Origin of the sequence: Kordiimonas gwangyangensis DSM 19435 = JCM 12864 (assembly GCF_000375545.1) — a bacterium.
Classification (GTDB): Bacteria; Pseudomonadota; Alphaproteobacteria; order Sphingomonadales; family Kordiimonadaceae; genus Kordiimonas; species Kordiimonas gwangyangensis.
Window position 1 is genome coordinate 38770 of the sequence record NZ_AQXF01000006.1, and the last position, 25637, is coordinate 64406.

Genomic DNA, 25637 nt, shown 5'->3' on the forward strand with positions numbered 1-25637 from the left:
TTAGGACTTTTTCTGGCCATATACGATGGCAAGGCGCCCAAACCCTGATGCGGCCAGCGTATCATAGAAGCTGCCATAAAGGCCATTGCCCGCCAGATTGATATCAAGCTGCTTCCTGAGGCCATGCAACTCTTTCCCGAGTGTTGGATCTTTGGTGTAATCCTTGCCCATGAGGAGGAACAGCTCCATCGGGAAGTTGGTCGACCGGCCCAGCACATCAAGCCCGGCGCCTTCAAACATCGCCTCAAGCGACGCGAAGCTGAAATAGTTGAGGTGATGCTTGGGCATGACCCACCAGCTTTTGGTGCCAGCACTTTTAACCGCCGCACCCTGTAAAGGGTTGAAATCATTGGGGACTGAGACACAAAGCACACCACCGGGCTTCAGCAGCCCCACCGCTGCGTCAAGGATTTCAAGCGGGTTGGGGATATGCTCCAGCACTTCGCTCATGTGAATGAAGTCGAACGCGCCAAACTGGTCTGCGCTCTCGGGCCCGAAGAAGCCGCAGGTGACATTGAGGCCACGCGAGGATGCGTGTTTGGCCGCCACGGGCGAAGGCTCCACGCCAACACCGTCCCAGCCGAGTTCCTTGGCGACTGCGAGGAAATCACCCGGTCCACAGCCGATATCCAGCACCCGGCGCGAGCCGCTAGGCAGCTTTTCAGCCGCACGGTCCAGCCGTTCGCGCATCTCGATCTGCTTCCAGGCGTAATCCGCGCCGGCATCAACGATATAAGTGTCTTTTTCGGACTGGTAGAATTCTTCCTCATAGAGGCGCTTGAGGTCTGCGGCGGACGGCAGATTGGCGATATGACGGAAACCGCATGCGGCGCAATCAATCACCTGATGACCGTCCGCCTCAATCACCACAGGACCGTGGTGCGCGCCTGCTTCAAGCTGTTGCCCGTCGGCCATCGGCTGCCTCCCTCTCCGTAATCAACGCATTAATACATAAGGCAAACTTTTCCCGTCCCTGACTGATGGCCTTGCGCACATCGTCAAAGGACGCATCAATTGTGGCGTTTCCAGACAGATACTCCGCCAAAAGGTCTACGGCCTCCGCCGGGTCAGCCGCAACAAAGCCCGGGAGTGCACCTTTGAGTGCCGTCCATTCCTCGGGTAATGCCGCGCCGATGGGGTCGGCCACGATGACAGGTTTGCCGGTTTGCAGCGCCTCAAAGAAGGACACGCCGAATACACACAGCACCACGTCACTTGCAGCCGCGAGGGCATGGATGCCGTTTGGCCGGTGGGTCAGCGAGAGGCGCTCATCAAGTTCTGCAGGGATTTCCGGATCAGTCGCATAAGGCCCAACAACCCAGTTGATGTGCACATCATCAGGAAGTTTCTCCGCGAACAGCGCGGGCCATACAGCGCCCATACCAGCCACATCACCGCCACCGGTGAGTACCAGGAGGCGCGTTTTCCCCTCCTCCGCCAAAGCTGCGCCACCGCCGGCTGCAGGGGCGATCAGATAGTGATCCCACCCATAGCTCATGCGGCCGTTCAGCCGCTGGCGGGTTTCTTTTGCGGTATAGAATGACGGCAGCCAGATATGGTCATATGCCGCCTCTTCCATCCTTTGGGGATCAATGGCGACGCGCAGCAGATTTTTACCCGCCGTTGCAAGCCAGTCTTCAAGCGCGTTGCTGTGAGCCTTGACGTCAACCACCACAACGTCAGCTTCGACCCCCTTAAGCACGGTCCCTTCATCGGTATCCGCATACCAATGGTGCGGCACAAGGGCGAGCTCATCCCGCTCAACCGCGTCCCCCTTGATATAAAGCGTGACTTTTGCACCCAAATAGTCCTGCAGCGCGGCTGCGGCGACCAAGCTACGCGACAGGTGACCAAGACCGATATGCGGGGCAATTTCGGTGATGATGGCGACGCTGGGATTTTTCTCAGCCACGCGCTTCTGGTGCACATGTTTGTTGATGGCGGCAAGCTCGGGCTCGGCCGCGATCCGCTTGATCACATGTTTGAGGTCAACAATGCTATCTGCCGGGTGCTCCCCGTACCAATCTTCATAAATACGACGCATGAAGCGATAGTCTGACGGCGTGTCGACCGACACACGGTGGTCAACCCCTTCATAAACCGCAGGCTCCCTAGCCCACGCAACCGCCTTTGGCTTTACCTTGTGCAGGTGGTGGTAAACGGCGCCGATATGTTCCCGCTCAAACGGTTCATGGGCGACCTTGACCATCGCATCCCAGAAACCGCGCTCGTAGATATCAAAGCCCTCATGCACAAACTTGCCGCCGGGCTTATTCGCCTTCAGATGCGCCGTTCCCGCACTTGGATTGGCGTGCATGGCCGCGATCAGGCGGGAAATGGTTTCAGGCTCCACAAGGGGGCTGTCGCCACATACATAGAGAAGATAGTCTGCACCCGATTGCTTCACCGCTGTGTCGACGCGGCCAACCAGATCGTTCACATCGCCCTCATAGGACAGGCAATCAAGGCCGTAGGCCGACGCCCAATCACGGAGCGGCTTATTATAGTCGTCTGCCGTGGTGGCGAGCATGATGTGGTCGATACCATCCACACGTTCCAGCCGGTTTACCAGCCGCTCAATCAGCGGCATCCCTGCGAGCGGCAGAAGCTGCTTGCCGGGCAGGCGGCTGGAATTTAGCCGTGCGCCGATGATGGCAACTACGCGCCCTGCCATGTTTTCCTCACTTCCAGGGTTGGCCTGAGGCCATCGCTCGGGTCTGCGCGCCATGGCCGGTCGGCGATTTCTGCTGTCGTTGGGGCTTTTTCACCGCTGCCGTCAGCGTCCTGAATGCGTTTGAGACCGTCGATCACAGGCTTGATTTCATGCGGCAGCCAGCAGTGGCCGGTTTTATATTCGGCCCCCTGCTCATCGAGATCGAGGTGGAATTCAATCATGCTGGCACCAAAACGGTGTATAGCGCGGGCGAGCACGGCGGGGTCACGCGAGTGGTCCGACCAGCCTGTGGCAACACCTGTCGCTACGCGGATCGTCTCAATAGCCGCTAGATTGCAAGCCTCCGGCGGCGCGGGGTAGCCAGACACACAGTGCAGGAGCGTAAGTTCCTCGCCACCCGCAGCCCTGAAAGCCGCAGCGGCCGAGGTTACTTCATCCAGCGTTGCCATACCGGTTGATAGCACAAGCGGCTTACCGGTTTTCGCGCATGCCTCAATAAGCGCCGTCCAAGGCAACTCATAGGAGGCGACTTTGTAGAAATCTACATAGGGTTCAAGAATATCCACAGCTTCCATGAAAAATGGCGTGCAGGAGAAGGCTATGCCCCGCTTGCGACAATGCTCTGTGATGGGGGCCAAAAATTCCTCCGGCAGCTCCCACTGCTTGCGCGCGCGGTGCTCCTCACTTTTGGCGAGGATTTCCGGGGCAAAAAGCTCTTCAATGCGGAAAAGTTGGAATTTGACCGCGTCGCAGCCGATGTCCGCCGCGGCATCAACAAAAGCAAGGCAACGCCCGAGGTCACGGGCGTGGTTACTGGATGCTTCGGCGATAAAATAAGGCTTTGCGCTCATCAAAGACCCAGTTTCTTCTGCACACGTGCCGTCGCACGCTCGACAAGCTCAAGGAATGTGCTCTGCTCATAGCCGTTTTCGACTTCGGCATTGGCTGCAAAGGGAATGCTGTCCTTGGTGCCAAAACACCACCAAGCTGAACCTTCAGTGAAAAGTACGGTGGGGCGACCTGAGGACAGCGCAAACATGCCTGGCGCCGAACACGCTGAAAGTACCACATCGCAATGCGCCATGATGGCAATATTGGCTTCAATATCCGCCTTCAGGTTGACGCCATCGAGGTGCGTTATCTCGATACCGTGCTGGTCCTTGATCTGCTTCAGGTCTTCCGTCACGTCGGAATACATCAGGTTCACAAAATGAACCTTGTCTTTGATGGCTTTGAGCGGCGCGAGATCTTCAACCGTCGCACAGAAATGTTTGCGCGCGCCGCCGGACATACCCGTCCGCCATGCTAGGCCAACGATCGGCTTGTCCTTAAGGTGCGCGAGCCTTTCGCCAAACTCCGCAAGCCGCTCCGGGTCGGGCTGCAGGAAGCCATCAGGGTGCGGCAGCACGTCTTCGGTATTTTTCCATGCAAAGCGTGAGGCGGAGCCTATGGGGATGGCGTAATCAATCTCAAGGTTGCCAGCCTCCATCTCGCGCTCAAGCTCGAGGAAAATACGGTAGCGATAACCTTCCTTCATGCGGTCCATATAGGGCATGACCATCGCGTCGGGAAAACGGCGCTGAAACAGCGACACGAGACGCGGGTCAACGCCGATATATAGCTTTTCTGCCTCGTCATAGAGAAACGGCAGATAGTTGCCGAACATGACCTCGTCGCCCACCCCCTGTTCTGCCGCCACAAGAAGCGTCTTGCCCTTGAGCGGTGAGCCATCCCATTCCGGTATTTTGTGAGTATAGGTGAGGTTCTGGGACTGCGCACGCCGAGAATCCAGCCGGTAAGCGTAATGGTGCCAGCCTTCAAGCAGCTTTCCGCGCCGGAACAGCTCAAGCGCCATATTGATATGGAGCTCAGGGTTCTCCGGCTGCAGTTTGAGCGCATGAGTGGTCAATTCCACGGCGCGGTCGCTGCCTTGCAGGGCAGCTGAGAGGTTCGAGAGCGCCTTATAGTTATCAGGATCAAGCCGCAACGCTTCTTCATAAAAAACCACGCTAGCGGCATTACCGTCACGGAACCGCACGGAGGACGCGAGCACATTCCAAAGGTCGGAACTATCCGGGAACATGGGCAGCACCTGCTGCGCGATATCGATAGCTTCGGTGTATTTATCCTGCCGGTTCAGCGCGGTCATGACGTTGATATAGTGTTTCGCGACCGACGGCTCCATCGCGATCAACTGGTGACCGAGCTTCTCAGCAATCTCATTGAAGCCCATTTCAAGCGCGAGTTGCTGGATGACAGAACACACATCCGGCGTGGGCTTGTGATGCTGCAGTGCGCGCTCAAGCACGTAGATGGCATGTTCTCTTACGCCAAGCTGTGTCAGCGCATGCGCGAGGACCGTGAGAATATTGAGATCTTCAGGGAAAGCATCCCATGCGATCAGCAGTTCCTTGACCGCTTCCGGCCATTCATTCCGCTCCGCATGTTTCTTGCCTGCATTCAGGGCGCGCTTCACTTCAGCCAGAGACAAACCCGCCGCTGCAGCCGATTTCCGGATTTTGTCCGCATTGGATTGACCGAAAGATGCCGGTTTTTGCGATTTGCCCCTGGGTGCCGCCACAGCCCTTGCCTCCATATGCTTAACAAAATTCCCTCGTGCAGCAGTCTGCACCGGTGCAGAGAAGCTTGCAAGGGGGGTGCCAAACACCTACTCTTGGTAAATTACAGGCACCATCCTTATAATATGTTAAGGATTTGGAATTAAAGTCGGCTGCAGGTTGCCATATGAGCTGGCTTTTGAGGGAGGACTATATGGCGCTCAAGCTTTCGCTAAAGCCGGATGAAAAGCTCGTTATAAATGGCGCGGTTATTGCTAATGCTGATAGGCGTACAACGCTGATCGTGCATAACAAGGCATCGATCCTTCGCGAGAAGGACATCATGCAGGAAGAAAATGTGGATACGCCGGCCAAGCGCATCTACTTCCCGATTATGCTGATGTATATGGATCAGGGTGAAACGGATAAATATTATGAAGAGTTTGTACTTCGTATGACCGAATTCATGAGCGTGATCACGACACCAGCTGCGATTGAGAACTGTGTGAAGATCAGCCGGGACGTCATGGACCGAAACTATTACCGGGCGTTGATCAACTGTAAAAAACTGTTGGCATTTGAAGAAGAACGTCTTGGGGGAAATGGTTAGTAAGGGCCGAACCGAGAAGAGAGTATGTCATACCAAGCGTATCAAAAAGCACAGCAGTCATCTGAAAGCCCGAGCCAGGTGGAGTATCGCCTGTTCGCACAGGTGACCAACTCGCTGATCGAAGCCAGGGACAAGAACTTCAAGGGTGCCGACCTTGCGAAGGCGCTGGACTGGAATCGGCGTATGTGGTCTGTGCTTTCTTCAGATTGTGGCGCTGAAGGCAATGCCCTGCCGCCGAACCTGCGCGCAGGTATCATCTCTTTATCTATATGGGTATCAAAACACTCATCTGCCGTGATGCGCGGGCAGGAACCGATTGACGACCTTATCAACATCAATCGTACCATCATGGAAGGCCTTGCTGACCAGGCACGCCTTCAGGCGAAAGCTGCCGCAAGCGCGCCTGCACCGGCAAATCCGGGCTCCATTAACTCAAGCCTGTAATTTTTGCCCACCCATGGGGAAAAAAATTCCCCATGGGATGTGAAAAAACTTCCCACTCGGCACTTTTTACCTAGACAAAATTCTACGCCACAGCTCAGCACAAAAAATTTTCCCCATAAATTTCAATATATTAAGCTGATTTCGATAAAATTTTAGAAATTGGCACACCCCGTGCAATTATGGTTTCGAAAGCAAAATGCTTTCATGAGCAAAAGGCTCAATTGACTCTCAGAATGGAGAAACAAAATGGCGTTTTCTGTAAACACCAACGCAGGTGCGTTTGCAGCCCTGCAAAACCTCAACAACACCAACTCTCAGCTCAAAACTGTTCAGACCCAGATTAACACGGGCCTGAAAGTATCGTCTGCCAAAGACGACGCAGCTACCTTCGCAATTGCCCAAAAGCTCCGCGCAGACGTTTCCGGTCTTAACGCCGTGAAATCCTCGCTCGACCGTGCGACTTCCACGATCGACGTTGCGATCGCTGCTGGTGAAGCAGTATCTGACCTGCTCATCGAGCTGAAAGAAAAAGCAGTTGCCGCGAAAGATACCGGCCTTGACACTGCAAGCCGTAACTCGCTGAACAACGACTTCGCACAGCTCCGTTCGCAGATCACCTCGATTGTGGACAACGCTGAGTTCAACGGCACCAACGCTGTAAACTCTGGCGGTTCCGCGATCATCGCAATCACCAACGACACTGGCGGCAACAAGATCTCGATCGCTTCTCAGGACCTTTCTGTAGGCGGCGCGAACGTTACCCTGTCGTCGGGCAACACCATCAGCACGGCTGCCGGCGCTTCCGCATCGGTTGCAGCGATCGAATCTTCGATCACTAACGTGAACGATGCTCTGTCGGCTCTTGGTTCGGGTGCGAAACGTATCGAACTGCAGCGCGGCTTCGTTGACAAACTGTCTGACGCAATCGAAGTGGGTGTCGGTAACCTCGTTGACGCCGACCTCGCCAAAACGAGCGCGAACCTGCAATCCCTGCAAGTTAAACAGCAGCTCGGCCTCCAGGCGCTTTCGATCGCCAACCAGGCACCGGGTACGGTACTCTCCCTCTTCCGTTAAGAGGTACCATATTCCTGAAACGACTTTGGGGCCCCATCGGGGCCCCATTTCTATTTCAGCCACGCGGCAAAAGCGGCTCGTTCAGGCAAAAGATGCCCGGCAATCTCTCCCCGCCCCTCCTCCGTCATTCGCAAAATACCCTTTAGAAACAAGTCTCTAATTCTGGCACAGCGATTGCGCATACGCACGCAAGAGCAGAAAGGCTCAATGCAAATCCAGAAAGGAGACAACGATGACTTTTTCCGTAAACACGAACGCTTCTGCATTGTCGGCGCTTCAAAACCTGAACAAAACAGCAAGCGGTCTGGAAAGGGTACAGACTCAAATCAATACGGGGCTGAAAGTGGCTTCATCGAAAGACAACGCTGCAGTATTTGCCATCGCACAGTCGCTTCGCGCTGATGTGGCTGGCTTCCGTGCAGCTACTGCGTCGCTCGACCGCGCCCTTTCAACCGTTGATGTTGCTATTGCAGCAGGTGAAGCTGTGTCCGATTTGCTGATCGAACTGAAGGAAAAAGCCGTTGCCGCCAAGGATTCGGGTCTTGATACTGCAAGCCGCAATTCCCTGCACAACGACTTTGCCCAACTTCGTTCGCAAATCACCTCGATCGTGGACAACGCTGAATTCAACGGCACTAACGCCGTGAGCAGCGGTGGTTCCGCGATTGTGGCAATCACCAACGACGATGCGTCGAACAAAATCTCGATCGGCGCACAAAACCTGTCCGTTGGCGGTGGCATCGTAACACTGTCCGCAGCAAACACCATCAGCACCGCGGCTGGCGCCTCCGCATCCGTCATCGCGATCGAATCTTCGATTGCAAACGTCAATGACTCGCTCTCTGAGCTTGGTGCCGGCGCACGCCGCCTCGAGCTTCAGCGTTCGTTCGTGGCCAAACTGATGGATACGGTTGAAGTGGGTATCGGCAACCTTGTCGATGCAGACATGGCAAAAGCTTCTGCAACCCTGCAGTCCCTGCAGGTGAAGCAACAGCTTGGTCTGCAAGCCCTCGGCATCGCGAACCAGGCCCCGCAAGCGGTTACGAGCCTGTTTCAGTAAAACATACCGACCGAGCTACGGCTCGGTCGGCATTTTTTTCCCCTCCAGCCTCAAAAAGCAGGCGCTTTTTACCCACTCGGCAAATTTTTCCCAGGCACAAGTCAGCAGCAACTTGGGTGGTAAATGAATTTTATTCATTAAAATCATATATTTAAATATTATTATCCCAAAACAAAACATGGCCCATCTTTTGCATCTATGCACCCGGGACAAAAGGTCCCGAGGGCAAAATGCCCACTAAAAAACTCCAAAAAGGAGAAGCAAAATGGCTTTTTCGGTAAACACCAACGCAGGTGCATTTGCTGCCCTGCAAAACCTGAATAAAACAAGTTCAGGGCTCCAGACTGTCCAAAGCCGGATCAACACCGGCCAGAAAGTCTCCACAGCAAAAGACGACGCTGCTACCTTCGCAATCGCGCAAAAACTGCGTGGCGACGTAGCAGGCCTCAACGCAGTGAAATCCTCGCTTGACCGTGCTTCTTCCACGGTTGACGTGGCAATTGCTGCTGGTGAAGCAGTATCTGACCTGCTCATCGAACTGAAAGAGAAGGCCGTTGCGGCGAAAGACTCCGGTCTTGACACTGCAAGCCGTAACTCCCTGAACAACGACTTCAACCAGCTTCGTTCGCAGATCACCTCGATCGTGGACAACGCTGAGTTCAACGGCACCAACGTTGTGAAAAGCGGTGGTGGTGCAGTCGTTGCGATCACGAGCGATGACGGCAGCAACAAAATCTCCATCGGTGCACAAGACCTCTCCGTTGGTGGTGGTAAAGTTACCCTTTCGTCGGGCAACACCATCAGCACCGCAGCTGGTGCTTCTGCAGCCGTTACGGCGATTGAAGCTTCCATCAACAACGTGAACGACGCCCTCTCCGAACTCGGTTCCGGCGCAAAACGTATCGAACTGCAGCGCGGCTTCGTTGACAAGCTGTCTGACTCGATCGAAGTCGGTATCGGTAACCTCGTTGACGCTGACCTGGCTAAAGAATCTGCAAGCTTGCAAGCACTGCAAGTTAAGCAGCAGCTTGGCCTCCAGGCTCTGTCGATCGCCAACCAGGCGCCTTCGACGGTACTGGGCCTCTTCCGTTAATAGGTATATGGGTGAGCCTACTGGCTCACCCATCCTCTTGATTGGTAAGAGCAGCTAGGACGATGAGAAGTGACGCACAAGCGTATCACTCGGAGTGGACCGATGACTGAGATTGGAAATACAAGCGGTGTTGCCCAGGTCGTAGACCTGCGTTCCAACCGCACGAGTAGTTCCGGGTCAGCTGGTATCGACCGCTTTTCATCCTCTGTTCAAACGGAGAAAAGCGGGTCGGAACCCGCACTGGTAAAAAGTGTTGAAACTCTCGGCGGAGAGGACGTTCCAGTAAATTCGCCCCTTGATAAGGCGGCCAAGGCACTGGAAAAATTTATCCCCGAAGATCAGGCACTACCTAATACCCGGTTGCGAATTGACCGCGATGACGAGACTGGACGTTTCGTTTATCTGAATATCGACAATGAATCTGGCGAAGTGATTAAACAGTTTCCGCCGGAGAGCATTCTCGAATTCCTGTCCTACTACCGCGAGGTAGCGGGGCTGACGGTCGACGACAAAGCTTAGTTTGGCGCCGCGTATTTTAGATTAGCGCAGCGCCGAACTCTGCGCGTGAAATTTGATCCTGTATCCGCCCTACCCCATCAGGCGCGGAACGGGTTTTTATTGTTTGTAGCATAGTGACTATTCATTTTTTCCGCTGGACTTTGAGCGCCTGAGCGCTAGCTAAGAGACAAAGATTTATACCCGCCACAAACACGCTGCCAGAGCGCGCGTTACCAGTACGTTGGGAGACCCAGAGTATGAAATTTGCCGGCACCGAAAAATATGTTGCCACCGAAGACCTGAAAGTGGCCGTCAACGCGGCCGCAACCCTGCGCCGCCCCCTGCTTATCAAGGGCGAGCCCGGCACGGGTAAAACAGTTCTTGCGCAGGAAGTTGCTGACGCATTTGGCATGCGGCTGATTGAATGGCACATCAAATCCACGACCAAAGCGCAGCAAGGCCTTTATGAATACGATGCCGTATCCCGCCTGCGCGACAGCCAGCTCGGCGACGAAAAGGTCAAGGATATCAAGAACTACATCAAGCGCGGCAAACTGTGGGAAGCGTTTGAGAGCGACGAGACGCCGGTGCTGCTGATTGACGAGATTGACAAGGCGGATATTGAATTCCCGAACGACCTCTTGCTGGAGCTCGACCGCATGGAATTCCATGTCTATGAGACCGGCGAGACGATCAAGGCGAAAAACCGCCCAATCGTAATCATCACCTCGAACAACGAGAAAGAACTGCCGGACGCCTTCCTGCGCCGCTGTTTCTTCCACTTCATCAAGTTCCCCGACAAGGACACGATGAAAGACATCATCGCGGTGCACTACCCGGATATCCAGCAACTGCTGGTCAAGGAAGCGCTCAACATCTTCTTCGATATCCGCGAAGTACCGGGCCTGAAGAAAAAACCGTCCACCAGCGAACTGCTGGACTGGCTCAAGCTTCTGATGGCGGAAGAACTGCCGCTTGACGTGCTCAAGTCCAAGGACCCAAGCAAGCTGATCCCGCCGCTGCATGGCGCGCTGCTCAAGAACGAGCAGGATGTGCATCTCTTTGAGCGCCTCGCGTTCATGAACCGCCGCACCTCGGGTTAAGCCCATCATGTTCACAAACTTCTTCTATGAACTCAAAGAAGGAGGCGTCCCTGTCAGCATCAAGGAATACCTGATGCTGATGGAGGCGATGAAAGCCGGCTGCTCCAATTTCAGCGTGGATGACTTCTATTACCTGTCCCGCTCCGCCTTCGTGAAAGACGAAAAAAACCTCGACAAGTTCGACCGCGTATTTGGAAAGGTCTTTGAAGGCATCGAATTTATCGGCGACGATACGGTCGATATTCCCGAGGAATGGCTGAAGAAAATGGCGGAGCTCTATCTCTCCAAGGAAGAGATGGAAAAAATTGAGGCGATGGGCTCGTGGGACGAGATCATGGAAACCCTCAAGAAACGCCTTGAGGAACAGGAAGGTCGCCACCAGGGCGGCAACAAATGGGTCGGCACCGCGGGCACCAGTCCCTTTGGCGCCTATGGCTACAATCCTGAAGGTGTGCGCATCGGCCAGAAAGAGGGCCGCCACGGCCGCGCCATCAAGGTGTGGGACAAGCGGGAATACAAAAATCTTGATGACACCATTGAGCTGGGTACGCGCAACATCAAGGTAGCGCTCAGGAAACTACGGCAGTTTGCCCGCGAAGGTGAAGCGACAGAGCTTGATCTCGATGGCACGATCAAAGCCACTGCACACAACGGCTTCCTCGATATCAAGATGGTGCCAGAGCGCCACAATGCGGTAAAAATCCTGCTGTTTCTTGATGTTGGTGGTTCCATGGACCCGCACATCAAGGTGTGTGAGGAACTGTTTTCCGCCGCGCGCAGCGAATTCAAGCACCTTGAATTCTTCTATTTCCACAACTGCCTTTATGAGCGTGTATGGAAAGACAATGTGCGGCGCATGAGCGACACCACACCCACCATGGATGTGATGCACACCTTCCCGCATGATTATAAAATCATCTTTGTCGGTGACGCGTCCATGAGCCCTTATGAGATCACCTATCCGGGTGGCTCGGTCGAGCATTGGAACGAAGAATCTGGCGAAGTATGGATGCGGCGCATGACCGACATTTACCAGAAGGCTGTGTGGCTGAACCCCATCCCCGAGAAACACTGGGAATATTCCCACTCCATCCAGATGATGAAGACCTTGATGGAAGGGCGCATGTTCCCGCTCTCCCTTTCGGGCCTTGAAGACGCGATCAAAGCTTTGCGCTAATAAAAAAGGGGCCGAAGCCGGCCCCTTTTCCCTACCCAATCATTGATATTTCTATTCCGCATCCAAAATCTGGATGCTGGCTGTCACCGGGCCACGGTTGCTTGCAATCTCGCGGCTCGTCACCGATGCCTGACGCTCAAGCGCCGCGGCTTCCTGTGCCGAACCTGCAATCGCATAGTTGAGCTGAAGCGCAAAGCTGAGCTCCTGCCCACGATAGGCTGCTGGAAGTGCCGGGAAATCGGCGCGCTGCAGTACACGTTTTGCCGCCGCATTGATGTGCCAGCTATCGGCTTTCACCATTTTCTCGGATGCAACAACGTTGCCGTCCCGGTCAACCGTGACGTGGATGCGTGTCATCCCTTCTTCACCGCGCTTGAGCGCCATCGTCGGGTAGACCATCACCTCGTCAACCGCCACACCGGCGGATTTGGCCCATGCGTTGAGGCCGTCGTCCTGACCCGCATTTGCCGGTGCCGCCATTGCCAATGCACCAAAGGTTGCCGCCACTGCCGCAGACTTGATGAATCCATATTTCATGAAAGTTCTCCTCGCTAGATTGTGTCGTGTTTCGTTTATGTTTTTAGCCGCGACGTTTTGCCGCTGACATTTATTACATGGTGAAAGACGCGAGGATTTCACCCCCTATTCGGCAAAATGAACGAAATATGCGCTCTGTCGATAAACCGATAAGTCTAAAGTTTATCAGCTATTTACCGAAGGTTAGAACCGTATTCCATTACTCCTCTTGCACAAATTCGGCTGACTGACTCTAAAGCGTCAAATTCACCTTTTATTGAGAAGCGTTTTCTTGCTACAGCTAAAGCGCATACGGCGCCCAACACCAACCGTTAATGCACATAGGGGACTATAAATGACAAAAGGGGTCATTCGCGGCTTCATCCTCGCCGCAATTCTTAGCGCCAGCGGCACCGCCGCCGACGATACCATCGGCACGACCGAAAGCTGGCTCAAAGACGGCGAAAACGCCATCGCCGAGCGCGCTGCATACAAGATCAACAACAAGCGTGCCAAAAACGTAATTCTGTTTGTTGGTGACGGCATGGGCGTTTCCACGCTGACGGCAGCCCGTATTCTTGAAGGGCAGCTTCGCGGGGAAACAGGCGAGGAAAACTACCTCAGCTTTGAGAAGTTCCCCAACACCGCCCTCGTGAAAACCTATAATGTAGATGCGCAGGTCGCAGATTCCGCGGGTACGGCATCGGCCCTCAATACCGGCATAAAAACCCGCATCGGCGTTATCAACACGCCACCGACCCAGCTGCAGAAAACCTGTGCAGATGATACCTTTACGGCCGTAACGCCGCTTGCGTATTACGCTGAGAAAATCGGCCTCAGCACAGGCATTGTCAGCACCGCTCGCCTGACCCACGCGACGCCGGCTGCGGTATACGCTCACTCGCCCATGCGTGACTGGGAATCAGACAAGGATGTACCAGCGGAAGCCAAGGAAGCAGGCTGCCGCGATATCGCGCAGCAAATCCTTGACCCCATGATGGGCAACGGTCTTGAGGTTGCCCTTGGTGGTGGCCGCGCGAACTTCCTGCCGACAGGCACCGGCAAAGGCAAGCGCGAAGACGGTCGCAACATCACTGAGGAATGGGTAGCTAACAACAAAAACGCTGTTTATGTGGAAAACGCAGCCGACCTCGCCGCTGTTGACCTTTCAAAGACAGACAAGCTCCTCGGCCTGTTCGACAATTCACACATGCAGTTCTCGGCCAGCCGTAGTGACGAGCAACCTGAGCTCGCCACGATGACGGAAACCGCCATCAACATGCTGAGCAAAAACAAGAACGGCTACTACCTTATGGTGGAAGGTGGCCGTATTGACCACGGCCACCATGCAGGCAGCGCCTATAACGCGCTCAATGACGCCGTTGCCCTGTCCGCAGCTGTGCGCAAAGCAATGGAAATGGTTGACCTTGATGAAACACTCATCCTTGTCACCGCTGACCACAGCCATGTGTTCACGATCGCCGGCTACCCGAAACGCGGCAACCCGATCTTTGGCCTCGTGACCGAAGTGCATGAGAGCGAGCACGCGCTTGCAGGCGACCATAAGCCGTACACCACGCTTGGCTACCACAACGGCCCAGGTGCCGTGCCGGGCGAGCGCCCTGAGTTGACCGATGAGCAAGTTCAGGACCCGAAATTCCTGCAACAGTCCCTTATCCCACGTGGTTCGGAAACCCACGGCGGTGAAGATGTTGCGCTCTTTGGTATTGGCCCGCGCTCTCATTTCGTGCGCGGCACGATGGAGCAGAATGTGGTCTTCCATATCATGGACAACGCGCTCGACCTTCGCAAACGTGCTGCCAAGAAATAGCATGGCTTGACGAGCGCCAGACCATCTAAAAATCAAGGGGCCGAAAGGCCCCTTTTTCATTCCGGACTATTGCGGTAACTAGTCGGTGTATTTCTGGATTGCGTCATTCAGGCTTTGGGTCAGCTTCTCGCCAATCTCGCCACCATTACCGCTCACCCGGCCACGGATGACCGCACGCATGGCATCAAGGTGGGATTTGATCAGCTCAACCTGACTATCCGAGATCGCATCGCGCTGGTAGGTGAAGCCATAGAGGCTATCGGCGAATACGGTGATCAGCGGGTAGCCGAAGGTACCGCCCTGCCCCTTCATATCGTGGGCGATGCGGTGAATTTCCTCAAAGCATTCGCGCCGCTTCTCGGGTGTATCCACACAGCGCCCATGCTGTTCCTGAAGCTTCACAATCAGGCCGGATACCCAATCAGGATAATCCTCAGCCATCTTGGTCAAGGCTTGCTCCGCGGCCTGCAGCGCTTCAGGCGAAATACCGACCTGCCCAGGTGCGAGGCCTGCGGTTTTTTCCTTGAGCCGGTTCTTGAACCGGTAGAAGCGAACGATGACTGGCTTTTTCTTATCCACGGATAATCTCCACACCTTCGCTTTTGTCTGTCAGGACACGGCGTTCGGGGCCATCATGCTCGAGCTTCTGGCGCCTGCGATCAGGACCGAAAAAGTCTTTCGTGTGCACAAACTGGCGTGGTCGCTCGATGATATTGATCAGCTTCTCACCGATATTCTTGATGGTGAACGGCTTGGCCAGCATATCCGTCACGCCCATTTCCCGCGCCTGCAAAACACGCTCGGGCTCGGTGTAGGACGTGATCATCACAAAGGGCACAAAGCGGTCTGGGCTGTCCTTGTGCCGCCGCACCCAGCGCAGGAACATCATGCCGTCGATGGGGTGCATATCCCAATTGGAGATGATGATATCAATCTGCTGCACGCCCACTTTCATGGGCTCGTTCTTCACGCGCTGCAGGAAATGAATGGCGTCGCCGCCATGCTCCACGGCAAATACGTTGCCGACACCCAGAACTTTCAGGGAATTTACAAGCAGAGAGCGGATAAACGGGCTGTCTTCCGCCAAGAGGATATTGACCCGGTCAAAATCATAATCGGTCATATAGTCGCCTTACATTACCCCCGCCCCGAAAGCACTAAAAACGCATGCCCCAGTTGGGCTTATAACCTTGATATCGTTTGTAACGCCTGTTTTCAGTACTGGTCAATCATTTCGGCATCACGAATCTCTTTTAACCGCACGGCGATTGCGTCACTAAGTTGCTGCAAACGTTCATGAAGCACTTCGAAATGCTGCGCCGCACATTGGCTATTGCCTGCGGCCTTCTCGTCATGCTCGGCGCGCTCGGCGGCTACCGCAAGCCGCCACGCACCGATGCCGCGCGCCGCCCCCTTGAGCTTATGGGCACTTCCCTGCCATGCGCTCGCATCTGCCGCTTCAAGGGCCACGAGATACGTTGGCGCACTCTCTTGAAATATTTGCAGCACCTGCGCTTCAAGGTCTGTATCGCCCCCGGTGAAGCCGCGGAGGTGAGTGGCGTCGAGCACAACACTTTCGTCCCAACCGGTCTCTTGCCTCATGGCCGCTTCTCAAGCGCCATGCGACCGGCCTCAGTCAGACGGCAAACAAGCCAATCCGGTTTAATGGGGTTACGGTGCCAAGGTTCACACCATCCGTGCGACAGGCATGCCCTGATCGTCTGCTCCTTTATGCGTTGTCCGTCCCGGTCAAAAAGCGGCAGTTTTCCGCCCGGTTCCTTCAACCCACGTTCAAGATAGCGCTTTTGTGCCGCCGTCAATTTGGCGGCAGGCGCGCTGGTCTGCACTGTTGTGGTATCGGCCATGAAAGCCCCTCACACCTAGCCCTAAAACCTCTCCCCTTTCGCAATGATGCCATAAGTCCGTAACAAAATGCCAGCCGCGATAAGAAAAGTCCCTACCTAGGCATTGACGGATAGGGTCTAATCATAAACTGTAACACCTTAACGGGTGAGGAAGTTGAGGGGCAGAATGTCGAAGGCGGAAATGGATTTCCCGGATACCGAAGAGAAACAGGCAAGCGAAGAGCTTGCGCGCGCCATCGTTCTTGACGACGGCGAGAAAAAAGCCGTTAGCGCCCGCAATACGCGTCGTTTATTGCCTTTTACCCTCGCACTCACGTCCACGCTCCTGTGGCTCGCTGCGGCAGCCTATTATCTCTATGATGCTGGCGCGGTCACAGAGTTCACATCCAACCCGGCGGCCCTTGTTGGTCTTATCGGCGGCCTCACAACACCTGTCGCCGTTTTCTGGCTCGTGGCACTTGCATTCCAGCGTACAGATCCGCTTCTTGAACGCCGCCTTGCCATGGCGCAAAGCCTGCACAAGGCAGTTGCCCCGGTAGAAGTGGCCGAACAGCGCCTTGCGCAGCTCAACAAGTCTCTCGCCAAGGAACTGCAAAACATTGAGGCCGTTGCCGACCTCGCTGGCGACCGGATCGACAATCTGGAAAAACGCTTTCAGGAGCAGATCAGCAATCTCTTCTCCGCGACAGCAGACACCGAAGCCCGCACGTCTTCCATCCGCGATATTCTGGAACGTGAACGTGGCTCGATGACAGACCTTACCAAGGACATTGAAAACCGCTTCAATGCGCTTGAAACCATTGTCAGCACCATCGCCGCACGGCTTGAAGGTGCAGGTGAACATGCCGCGACAACAGCAGACAGCGCCAAAACCCGCGTAGACAGCAGCCTTGATGCACTTGCCAGTGCGACCGAGGCCATGGAAGCGCGCCTCGGCAACGCCAGCAAACATGTTGGCCTCAAGGCAAACGAAGTGCAGGAAATGGTGGTTGACGTTGAACTGCGCCTGCAGTCCGTGACCGACAATGTCATTTCCGGCATGGACCGTTTCAGAAACGATGTGGAAGGCCTTGAAGGCCGCTCGGCTGAGCTGTCCGAACACATGAAAACGCAGGCGAGCGTGCTTGGCGAACTGGCACAGCTTGCAGCGCAAGAGTCTGCCAAAATTGAAGAAACACTCAGAAGCCACGTCGGCGAAGTCCGCACGGCGGCGACTGACGCCCTCGAACGCACGGACGAGGTTTCAAGCCTGATTGCGGAGCGCACCAAAGCAATGTCCGCGCAGGTATTTGACACCGTGGACCGCGCAAAATCCCTTCTGGATGAAGCAGGGCAATCGCTTGAGGAACACTGTGCATCAGCGCTATCTACCAGCGAACAGGTGAACAAGCGCACGCTTGAGACCACGGAAGCCACCGGAAAAGCGGTGCTTGAGCACGCCGAACATGTGGATAAGGTACTGGCTGACGGTCTGACCCGCGCAAAAGATGCACTCGCGGAAACCATGGCTGCTATCAGTGGTCACAGCGACGAGGCTGTCGCGAAAGCGGAACACGCGGCAGAGCGTACGCTTCAGCATATCCGACAGCTGCGTGCAGGCGTCGAGGAGCAGATTGAAGAACTCACCCGGGCGGGCGAAACCGGTGCGGCCGGCCTTGAAGCCAGCGCGGACCAGATTGCCGCCAAAGCGTCTGAGCTCTCGGACGCGATGAAACAGGAAGCTGACACGCTTCATCAAACAGCTTCCGCCGCAAACGAAGAGCTCTCCACCGTGCGGGAGCAAATGAGTCACCAAAGTGGTGTTCTCGCAGGCGTGCTTAATGAGACACGCATGAAACTCGCACAGCTTGAAGAAGACCTGACCGCCCAGCGCGATGCACTCAATAGCGCGTCCAACGAAGCGGCGGAGAAGGTCATCGAAGCCGCTGAACGTTTCCGCGACCATAGCCGCGAGCTTCAAAACACCGCCTCTCTGGCCCAAGAGGACCTGACAGGCAAGTCCGGCGAGCTTGTGAGCATCATGGAAAACATGCGCTCAAGTGGCCAGAGCGCAGCCGCCGAGCTGAGCGGTGCCGCCGATGCCCTTGGCGAGCGCACCAAATCCATGCGCGATGAGCTGCGGGAATCGCGGGAGGCACTGGGCAGTGCAGCCGACGCCTTCGCCGGTGAACGTGAACGCATCAGCACCGAGACTGAGGGCATCATCAAGAAACTCAATTCCGCGTCTGACTCCATGAGCAAAGAGGTGGAGAACTTCGCGCTCGGGTCCATGGAAGCGGCCACACGCCTTGATGCCGCGAGCCAAAGCCTCATGGACCAGACCGAGCGCGTACAGGGCGACATGAAGCGCGCGGTTGAGGGTACCCGTGAGGAACTTGCAGCCAGCATGGAGGAAATCTCGAGCCGGGCCGAGGAACGCATCACTTTCCTGCGCGAGGAGATGCAAGCCACGCTCGCCCGCGTGCTGACGGAATATCAGGAGACCGCCGACCAGGCCGAGAAAGAGAGTGCCCTCCTCGCCATGCGTATCGGCACCGAGGCCGAGAAGATCGCCCAGCGTGCTTCCCAGTTTATCGACAAGACGGCCGAGATTGAAAAACGTATTGCGTCGGCCACCAAGAATGACTTTGCGCGCACCAGTGCTCTTCTGATGGAAAGCCTGCAATCGACATCGATCGATATCCATAAAGCGCTGACGCAGGACCTGCCGGATGATGTGTGGGAAGCGTATCTCTCGGGCGACCGCTCGGTCTTCATGCGCAGGACCGTGAAGATCGCCGACCGTAAGACACGCAAGACAATTGCCGACAAGTTCCAGACAGACGGAGAGTTCCGCGAGGCCGTTACACGCTATTGCCGTGACTTTGAGGGCATGATGGAACGCGCGATGATGGGCGACCGTGGCAGTGCGCTGTCCGTCACACTCGTATCATCTGACATGGGCAAACTTTATATCCTGCTTGGGCAGGCGCTGAAGAAATTCGGCTAATACATCATGGTCCATGAACTTCAGGGAAGGGTTCATGGATTTCAAAACGGACCAAAGGGGGAAGGTATGCGGCATGTATTCGTCGCCGCCATGGCTGGTGCCATGTGCTTGTCAGGGTGTGCTCAGGAAAAGTCGGAAAGTGGGCAGTCTGCCCCCACTGACCCTGCGGCAAAGGTTGAATGGCGGCTCACGAGCACCTATCCGTCCACCCTCATCCAGATCGGCACCATGGGTAAACGGCTGGAGAGTGAGATCAGCAGCATCTCAGGCGGTTCGGTCAACCTCACCTTCTATGAACCCGGCGTGCTGGCCCCACCCTTTGAGACTTTTGACGCTGTCAGCTACGGCGCTGTGGAGGCGGGCTGGTCGACCTCGGGTTACTGGGCAGGCAAGGACCCCGCACTTCAGCTTTTCTCCAGCGTGCCCTTCGGGCCGTCCGCACCAGAATATCTGGCATGGTATGATTATGGTGGCGGCAAGGAACTGTTTGAGCAGGTTTATCACAAGCACAATATTCACGGCATCATCTGCGGCATGAGCCCCCCAGAGGCGTCCGGCTGGTTCAAAAAGGAAATCAAGTCCGTCGATGACCTCAAGGGCCTCAAAATCCGTTTCTTCGGCCTTGGCGGCAAAGTACTTGAGAAACTTGGTGCAGCGCCGCAGCTTATCGCTGGCGGTGAGATTTATCAGGCGCTTGAACTAGGCACCATTGACGCGACCGAATATGCCATGCCCGCAGTTGACTACCGCATGGGCTTTTATGAGGTGGCCAAACACTATTATTTCCCAGGCTGGCACCAGCAATCCACTTTCTATGAACTGATGATCAACCTCGATGCCTGGAACAGCCTGAACGAAACCCAGAAGGTTCAGATTGAGGCCGCCTGCTCCGCCAACGTGCGGTACGGCATTTCCGAAGGCGAAGCGCTACAAGCCGACGCGATGATCGCGCTGGAGGAAAAAGGCGTGCAAATCCATACATGGCCGCCCGAAATGCTCGCGGCATACAAAGGCGCGTGGGAAGAAGTAGCTGCGGAACTGACGGAGAAGGACCCCGAGTTTGCCCGCGTATGGAATTCCCTGCAAGCGTTCAGGGCGAAATATCGTGGCTGGGCGGACCGCGGCTACCTGAAGGATTAGACCATGCGTGCCCTGCTCTCATTCGCGCGGCAGCTTGAGCGGCTGTCCACCCTCATGGGCCGTATCGGCGCCTGGGCCATTGTGCTCCTGATGCTGGTGATCATCACTGATGTCACCTTGCGGCGCTGGTTTGTTATCGGCTCCACCAAGCTGCAGGAACTTGAATGGCACCTGCACGGCGCACTGTTCCTGCTGTGCCTGGGCTGGGCCTACAGCCGCAATGCCCATGTGCGGATTGAACTGGTGAGTGAGCGGCTGAGCGCGCGCACACGCGCCTGGATCGAGCTTCTGGGCTGCACGGTATTCTTGCTGCCCTATGTCGCAGCCATCCTGATATTTGGCGCGGACTATGTGTCCTACAGCCTCACCTATAACGAGGCATCAGCCTCGCCGACCGGCCTGCCAGACCGATGGATCATCAAGGCGTTTATCCCGCTTGGGTTCGCACTTCTGGGCATCACTGCCATCTCTCGGCTCCTGAACGCCATCGTGTTCCTCTTTGGTACTGATGCCGAGGCACAGGAAACCAGTTTCAGCCGGTCACACGCGGCGACGGGAGAGAGCTGATGGAATTGATCATCGACCTTCTGCCGTTCCTGATGTTCCTTGTGCTCACCCCACTGTTGTTCACGGGCTACCCAGTTGCCTTTGTACTGGGGGGCGTCGGCCTGTTGTTCTGGCTTTTGGCTGTCGGGCTAGGCATCGAAAATCCGAACAGCTTTTTCCTTGTCGTCAGCCGCATTTTCGGCGGCGTGGTGGAAAAACTGGTACTGGTCGCCATCCCCATGTTCATCTTCATGGGCACGATGCTGGAGCGCAGCGGCGTTGCAAAGGACCTCCTCAACACCCTACAGCTCATGACCCGGCGCATACCCGGTGGCCTCGCCCTTTCCGTGACTGTTCTGGGGGTTATCCTTGCGGCGACGACAGGTATCATTGGCGCGAGTGTGGTAATGATGACCCTACTGGCCCTGCCCGTCATGCTGGAGCGCGGCTACGATAAAAGCCTTGCCACCGGCACAATCGCCGCGTCCGGCACACTGGGTATCCTCCTACCCCCATCTATCATGCTTGTGGTCATGGCGGACCTTTTGTCAACTTCAGCGGGCGGCCTGTTTTTGGCCGCTATCGGGCCGAGCCTTCTGCTGGCGCTTCTCTACATGGGTTATATTTTCACCCGCACGGTGATGAACCCGAAGCTCGCGCCACCCCTTGGTGAAGTGCAGGTGGGCGAGACACTCACCTTCATGCGCGTGGTCAAAAGCTTCTTCCCACCGGTGCTGCTCATTGTCGCCGTCCTAGGCTCTATTTTTGGGGGCATCGCCACCCCCACGGAGGCCAGCGGCGTTGGCGCGTTTGGGGCCCTCTTGCTCGCGGCCTTTAATGGCAAACTGAGTTTCGCCACGCTCCGGGACGTTGTTGAACGCTCTGCGCTCACAACCACCATGCTGTTCGGGCTTTTTATCGGTGCGACTGCCTTTTCATACGTTTTTGCCCTTCTTGGCGGCCATCATCTGATCCTTGAGGTGATGAACACAACCGGCGTATCGGCCTGGACCGTGCTTGCCATCCTGATGCTTGCCGTATTTCTGCTGGGTTTCTTCTTCGACTGGATCGAGATCACACTCATTATCCTGCCGGTGTTCGCACCCATCATCGCCAAGCTCGACTTCGGCACTCATCTGGCGGACCCAGCCATGGTCACCACATGGTTTGCCATCCTGATGGCGGTCAATTTGCAAACGAGCTTTTTGACACCTCCGTTCGGTTTCGCGCTTTTCTATATGAAAGGGGCGGCCCCAGAGGGAGTGCGATTACAGGACATCTATAAAGGCATCGTGCCCTTTGTGCTGTTGCAGCTTCTCGGCTTGCTCGCGCTGCTCTTTTGGCCAGACCTTGCCCTATGGCTACCACGAACGAGCATGGGATAAAAAAAGGGGCGCTGCCAGCGCCCCTTATTCTTTCTGCGACGGCCTAGTAGCTATCACGCAGCGTCCGAATCCTTACCTTCAACCTTCTGAAGTTTGCCGATGAGGTAATCGAGGTTTTCGGTGTCCACGTCGTTTTCAACAGCGGTCAAAACACGTTCGATCATCAATTGACGGATCAGTTCACGGTCATCACCGCCGGTTTCCAGCATCTCATCCGCCACTTCAAGGGCCGCACGGGCCATCGGCAGGAACTGGAACGGCATTTCCGCAGCTTCAAACAGGCGCTTGAGACCAAGGTCGCCCTTGTCATGCACAAGCTTGTATGCGTTTACGACCGGAATACCCACACGCTTCGCGAGCGCCACTTCGAAGAAAGTGGTGTCGCCCATGCAGAGCGCACGCAGCATCAAGGTTGGTGTCAGACGTTTGTTGGTATAAAGCTGGTCGACAAGTTCCTGTACAGTCGCTGACTTCTGGCCACTGCCGAGAAGCGAAACCGTTGCCTTCTCACGGCTTTCCAGCAGAAGGTCAGCTGCCATGGTGGGCGAAATTTCGTGGTGCGTCATGATATGGTCGCGCAACTGCTCGGAAACCAAAGTCACAAGGCGTTCCGCCACACTGATCGGCAGTTCACCACGGTGCGCCATCGGTGCTTTCACAAGCTCACTGTCCGCAAATTTATCAAGCACTTTGCCGAAAGTGGTTTCCTTGATGCTAGCGCCATCATTGCCCACAAGGGTTGCAACCACTTCCTCGTTGCCAGTGTCGGCAAGGGCATCGGCCAGATCTTCCGACACGGTGCTGCGGCCTGCAACTGCCTTTTGCACATCGCTGCCACGGGTGCGCACGATGTCAATCAGGTCCTTGTCGGTCAGAACGCTCGAGAACTCGATCACCGGCATCGCAACCTCGTCCACGTCCTGGGCAAGGCTTGCGGCCACATCGTGCGGCACGTCCGGGTTATCCTTCAGGCTTTCGGAAAGCGCATGACGCACCCTCACCGCTGCATCGCGCAGCATGACGCGGAAAATGTCTTCCGCAATCTTCTTTTCCCCCTCCGTCAGTTCACTCATGCCAAACGTGGCAGCGACTTTGGAGGCTGCTTCGGCCCGGTTTTCAACGTTCGGGTCTTGAAGCAGTTTGGCGACATCAGCGCTCGAAAGCTTGTTAGCGTCAGACAAGTCGATCTTCCCTTAAAATCAGAGCTCCTTCGCGCACGCTAGGCCAAACAGGTTAATCGCCCGTTAAAGGCGTGCCCAAAAGCACCTAAATGCCCGGAAAGTCGCACAATCCCTAAATCGTGAGCATCTTTCCGTTGAGCAAGACACCGTTACCGGCTAGCATGCAGCGCGATTTTAACCGGACGAACGCTTCGTCCCAAGAACAAACTGATGAAATGGCAGGATTTTTTTCCTGCATGGGCAGAGTTCAAAGAGTGTTGGGGAGCAACAATGAAACGCCTTTTGGCTTCACTATTTCTTATATTTGCGGGGGCTAGCGCCGCTGTAGCACAAAGCACAGAGAAAACTTTTGCTGAATCCGTCAACGAAGTGATGGCACCGATCAGCGACGCGATTTCCAGCGTTATTTTCTTTACGCTTCAAGACATCATCCCGGTTCTGCCTCCGATCCCGTTCATCGTGATCTGGCTTGTGGGCGGAGCCATTTTCTTCACATTTTATATGGGTTTCCCGAACCTTCGCGGCTTCAAACAGTCGATCAAGATCGTCAAGGGCACCTACGACAACCCAAGCGATCCGGGCGAAGTAACGCACTTTCAGGCCCTGACGGCCGCAGTTTCCGGCACCGTTGGCCTCGGTAACATCGCCGGTGTGGCAATCGCCGTATCCATCGGCGGCCCGGGCGCCACCTTCTGGATGATCCTCGCCGGTTTCTTCGGCATGACCAGCAAGTTCGTCGAATGTACACTCGGTGTGAAATACCGCGAGATTGACCAGGACGGTGTCGTCACCGGCGGTCCTATGCTCTATCTCTCGAAAGGCCTTGCGAACCATGGCCTGCCGAACCTTGGTAAAATCCTCGCAATTGCGGCTGCCGTCATCTGTATCGGCGGCGCATATGGCGCAGGTGCCATGTTCCAGGTCAACCAGTCCTCGACACAGTTCACGAACGAGCTTGTTGCGCTGACCGGTGGTGCGGAGAGCTTCTTCTTCGGTCGTCCTTGGCTCTTTGGTATGCTGTTCGCGTTCTTCGTGGGCCTAGTGATCATCGGCGGTATCCGTCAGATCACCCACGTAACCGAATTCCTTGTGCCGATCATGGCAACCATCTACATCTCGGCTTCGCTTGTGGTTATCTTCAGCCACTTCAGCGATATTCCGGCGGCTTTCGGCCAGATTTTCGCAGGTGCCTTCACCGGTGAAGGTATCCAGGGCGGCATCATTGGCGTGTTGATCCAGGGCTTGCCCCGCGCGAGCTTCTCGAACGAAGCGGGTCTCGGCTCCGCTGCCATCGCACACTCTGCCGCGAAGACAAAAGAGCCCGTAGCAGAGGGCCTCGTTGCCCTTCTCGAGCCGTTCATCGATACGGTTGTGATCTGCACGATCACCGCGCTTGTGGTTATCCTTACCGGCTCCTTCGACCCGAATGCTTCGGGCACGTCGGCCGGTATCGCACTGACCTCCAAAGCATTTGCGTCCGTAATTGACTGGTTCCCGTACATCCTGACGGTCGCCGTTGTGCTGTTCGCCTTCTCCACGTCCATCACGTGGTTCTACTATGGCCAGCGTTCGTTCCTCTATCTCTTCGGGAACAACAAGGCGGCGGACTTTGCGTTCAAGCTTTCTTACCTCTGCATCCTCATTGTCGGTTCGGCGATGTCGCTCGCACCGGTGATGGATATGGCGGATGCGCTTCTTCTTGCCATGGGCTTCCCGAACATCGTGGGTCTCTTCATTATGCGCAAGGAAGTGAAAGAAATGCTCCAAAACTACATGGAGCGGGTTAAATCCGGCGCGATCAAACCCTATATTCACAACGAATAATACAGGGCGGCAATCTGCCACAGCCGTCTTGACCAGTGTTCATGCGGCATTCAGTATGAAAATGCATGA

At 55.6% G+C, this 25637-nt stretch carries 24 protein-coding genes; 14 read left to right on the top strand and 10 right to left on the bottom strand.

Features of this window, described 5'->3' with window-relative positions:
• Genes B150_RS0116365 through B150_RS0116380 form a run of 4 tightly spaced genes read right to left on the bottom strand, consistent with a single transcriptional unit; the run spans position 1 to position 5255 of the window.
• Complete coding sequence (locus B150_RS0116365; RefSeq protein WP_020401029.1) at positions 1-915, bottom strand: class I SAM-dependent methyltransferase; 915 nt, start codon at positions 913-915, stop codon at positions 1-3.
• Positions 893-2674 carry a cytidylyltransferase domain-containing protein gene (locus B150_RS22670; RefSeq protein ID WP_020401030.1) on the bottom strand — a complete coding sequence of 594 codons (1782 nt, stop codon included), beginning with the start codon at positions 2672-2674 and terminating at the stop codon, positions 893-895. The genes B150_RS0116365 and B150_RS22670 overlap by 23 nt, the downstream gene beginning before the upstream one ends.
• On the bottom strand, positions 2659-3525 hold the full coding sequence (locus B150_RS0116375; protein WP_020401031.1) for an N-acetylneuraminate synthase family protein: 867 nt from the start codon (positions 3523-3525) through the stop codon (positions 2659-2661). The genes B150_RS22670 and B150_RS0116375 overlap by 16 nt, the downstream gene beginning before the upstream one ends.
• Positions 3525-5255 (bottom strand): tetratricopeptide repeat protein, encoded by a 1731-nt coding sequence (locus B150_RS0116380; RefSeq protein ID WP_155860111.1) that lies wholly within the window; start codon positions 5253-5255, stop codon positions 3525-3527. The genes B150_RS0116375 and B150_RS0116380 overlap by 1 nt, the downstream gene beginning before the upstream one ends.
• 164 nt (positions 5256-5419) lie before the next feature.
• Between B150_RS0116380 and flbT the strand changes: the two genes are divergently transcribed.
• The 8 genes from flbT to B150_RS0116425 all read left to right on the top strand — a co-directional run bounded on the left by flbT (position 5420) and on the right by B150_RS0116425 (position 12291).
• Positions 5420-5842 carry a flagellar biosynthesis repressor FlbT gene (gene flbT / locus B150_RS0116385; RefSeq protein WP_020401033.1) on the top strand — a complete coding sequence of 141 codons (423 nt, stop codon included), beginning with the start codon at positions 5420-5422 and terminating at the stop codon, positions 5840-5842.
• A 24-nt stretch (positions 5843-5866) separates the two neighbouring features.
• Entirely contained in the window at positions 5867-6286 is a 420-nt protein-coding gene (gene flaF, locus B150_RS0116390; RefSeq protein ID WP_020401034.1) for a flagellar biosynthesis regulator FlaF, read from the top strand.
• 246 nt (positions 6287-6532) lie between these two features.
• Positions 6533-7360 (top strand): flagellin, encoded by an 828-nt coding sequence (locus B150_RS0116395; RefSeq protein ID WP_020401035.1) that lies wholly within the window; start codon positions 6533-6535, stop codon positions 7358-7360.
• A 232-nt stretch (positions 7361-7592) separates the two neighbouring features.
• Positions 7593-8420 (top strand): flagellin, encoded by an 828-nt coding sequence (locus B150_RS0116400; protein ID WP_020401036.1) that lies wholly within the window; start codon positions 7593-7595, stop codon positions 8418-8420.
• Positions 8421-8685: 265 nt separating this feature from the next.
• Positions 8686-9513, top strand: coding sequence for a flagellin (locus B150_RS0116410; protein WP_020401038.1), 828 nt, complete (start codon positions 8686-8688; stop codon positions 9511-9513).
• Between the two features lie 102 nt (positions 9514-9615).
• On the top strand, positions 9616-10032 hold the full coding sequence (locus B150_RS0116415) for a flagellar protein FlaG (protein ID WP_020401039.1): 417 nt from the start codon (positions 9616-9618) through the stop codon (positions 10030-10032).
• 236 nt (positions 10033-10268) lie between these two features.
• A complete protein-coding gene (locus B150_RS0116420) occupies positions 10269-11114 on the top strand; it encodes an AAA family ATPase (RefSeq protein WP_020401040.1) in 846 nt (281 codons plus the stop codon).
• Between the two features lie 7 nt (positions 11115-11121).
• On the top strand, positions 11122-12291 hold the full coding sequence (locus tag B150_RS0116425) for a vWA domain-containing protein (RefSeq protein WP_020401041.1): 1170 nt from the start codon (positions 11122-11124) through the stop codon (positions 12289-12291).
• Between the two features lie 51 nt (positions 12292-12342).
• On the opposite strand, the gene B150_RS0116430 is transcribed toward B150_RS0116425, so the two are convergent.
• Positions 12343-12828, bottom strand: coding sequence for an energy transducer TonB (locus tag B150_RS0116430; RefSeq protein WP_020401042.1), 486 nt, complete (start codon positions 12826-12828; stop codon positions 12343-12345).
• 334 nt (positions 12829-13162) lie between these two features.
• Between B150_RS0116430 and B150_RS0116435 the strand changes: the two genes are divergently transcribed.
• Positions 13163-14638, top strand: coding sequence for an alkaline phosphatase family protein (locus B150_RS0116435; RefSeq protein WP_020401043.1), 1476 nt, complete (start codon positions 13163-13165; stop codon positions 14636-14638).
• Between the two features lie 78 nt (positions 14639-14716).
• Here B150_RS0116435 and B150_RS0116440 read toward each other — a convergent pair whose 3' ends face one another.
• From B150_RS0116440 to B150_RS0116455, 4 genes are all read right to left on the bottom strand, one after another.
• Entirely contained in the window at positions 14717-15217 is a 501-nt protein-coding gene (locus tag B150_RS0116440; RefSeq protein ID WP_020401044.1) for an Hpt domain-containing protein, read from the bottom strand.
• Positions 15210-15761 (bottom strand): response regulator, encoded by a 552-nt coding sequence (locus B150_RS21600; protein ID WP_020401045.1) that lies wholly within the window; start codon positions 15759-15761, stop codon positions 15210-15212. The genes B150_RS0116440 and B150_RS21600 overlap by 8 nt, the downstream gene beginning before the upstream one ends.
• A 92-nt stretch (positions 15762-15853) precedes the next feature.
• Positions 15854-16240, bottom strand: a complete 387-nt coding sequence (locus B150_RS22675) for an Hpt domain-containing protein (RefSeq protein WP_020401046.1) — start codon at positions 16238-16240, stop codon at positions 15854-15856.
• A complete protein-coding gene (locus B150_RS0116455) occupies positions 16237-16503 on the bottom strand; it encodes a hypothetical protein (RefSeq protein WP_020401047.1) in 267 nt (88 codons plus the stop codon). The genes B150_RS22675 and B150_RS0116455 overlap by 4 nt, the downstream gene beginning before the upstream one ends.
• Positions 16504-16669: 166 nt before the next feature.
• Between B150_RS0116455 and B150_RS0116460 the strand changes: the two genes are divergently transcribed.
• The 4 genes from B150_RS0116460 (at position 16670) to B150_RS0116475 (ending at position 22563) form a co-directional block, all read left to right on the top strand.
• A complete protein-coding gene (locus tag B150_RS0116460) occupies positions 16670-19492 on the top strand; it encodes a hypothetical protein (protein ID WP_020401048.1) in 2823 nt (940 codons plus the stop codon).
• A gap of 66 nt (positions 19493-19558) precedes the next feature.
• On the top strand, positions 19559-20632 hold the full coding sequence (locus tag B150_RS0116465) for a TRAP transporter substrate-binding protein (protein ID WP_020401049.1): 1074 nt from the start codon (positions 19559-19561) through the stop codon (positions 20630-20632).
• Between the two features lie 3 nt (positions 20633-20635).
• Positions 20636-21199, top strand: a complete 564-nt coding sequence (locus tag B150_RS0116470) for a TRAP transporter small permease subunit (protein WP_020401050.1) — start codon at positions 20636-20638, stop codon at positions 21197-21199.
• Positions 21199-22563, top strand: coding sequence for a TRAP transporter large permease (locus B150_RS0116475; RefSeq protein WP_020401051.1), 1365 nt, complete (start codon positions 21199-21201; stop codon positions 22561-22563). The genes B150_RS0116470 and B150_RS0116475 overlap by 1 nt, the downstream gene beginning before the upstream one ends.
• 53 nt (positions 22564-22616) lie before the next feature.
• Here B150_RS0116475 and spbR read toward each other — a convergent pair whose 3' ends face one another.
• On the bottom strand, positions 22617-23744 hold the full coding sequence (gene spbR, locus B150_RS0116480; protein ID WP_020401052.1) for a SpbR family protein: 1128 nt from the start codon (positions 23742-23744) through the stop codon (positions 22617-22619).
• A 270-nt stretch (positions 23745-24014) separates the two neighbouring features.
• Between spbR and B150_RS0116485 the strand changes: the two genes are divergently transcribed.
• Positions 24015-25568, top strand: coding sequence for an alanine/glycine:cation symporter family protein (locus tag B150_RS0116485; RefSeq protein WP_025896075.1), 1554 nt, complete (start codon positions 24015-24017; stop codon positions 25566-25568).
• The last annotated feature ends 69 nt before the right edge of the window (positions 25569-25637 follow it).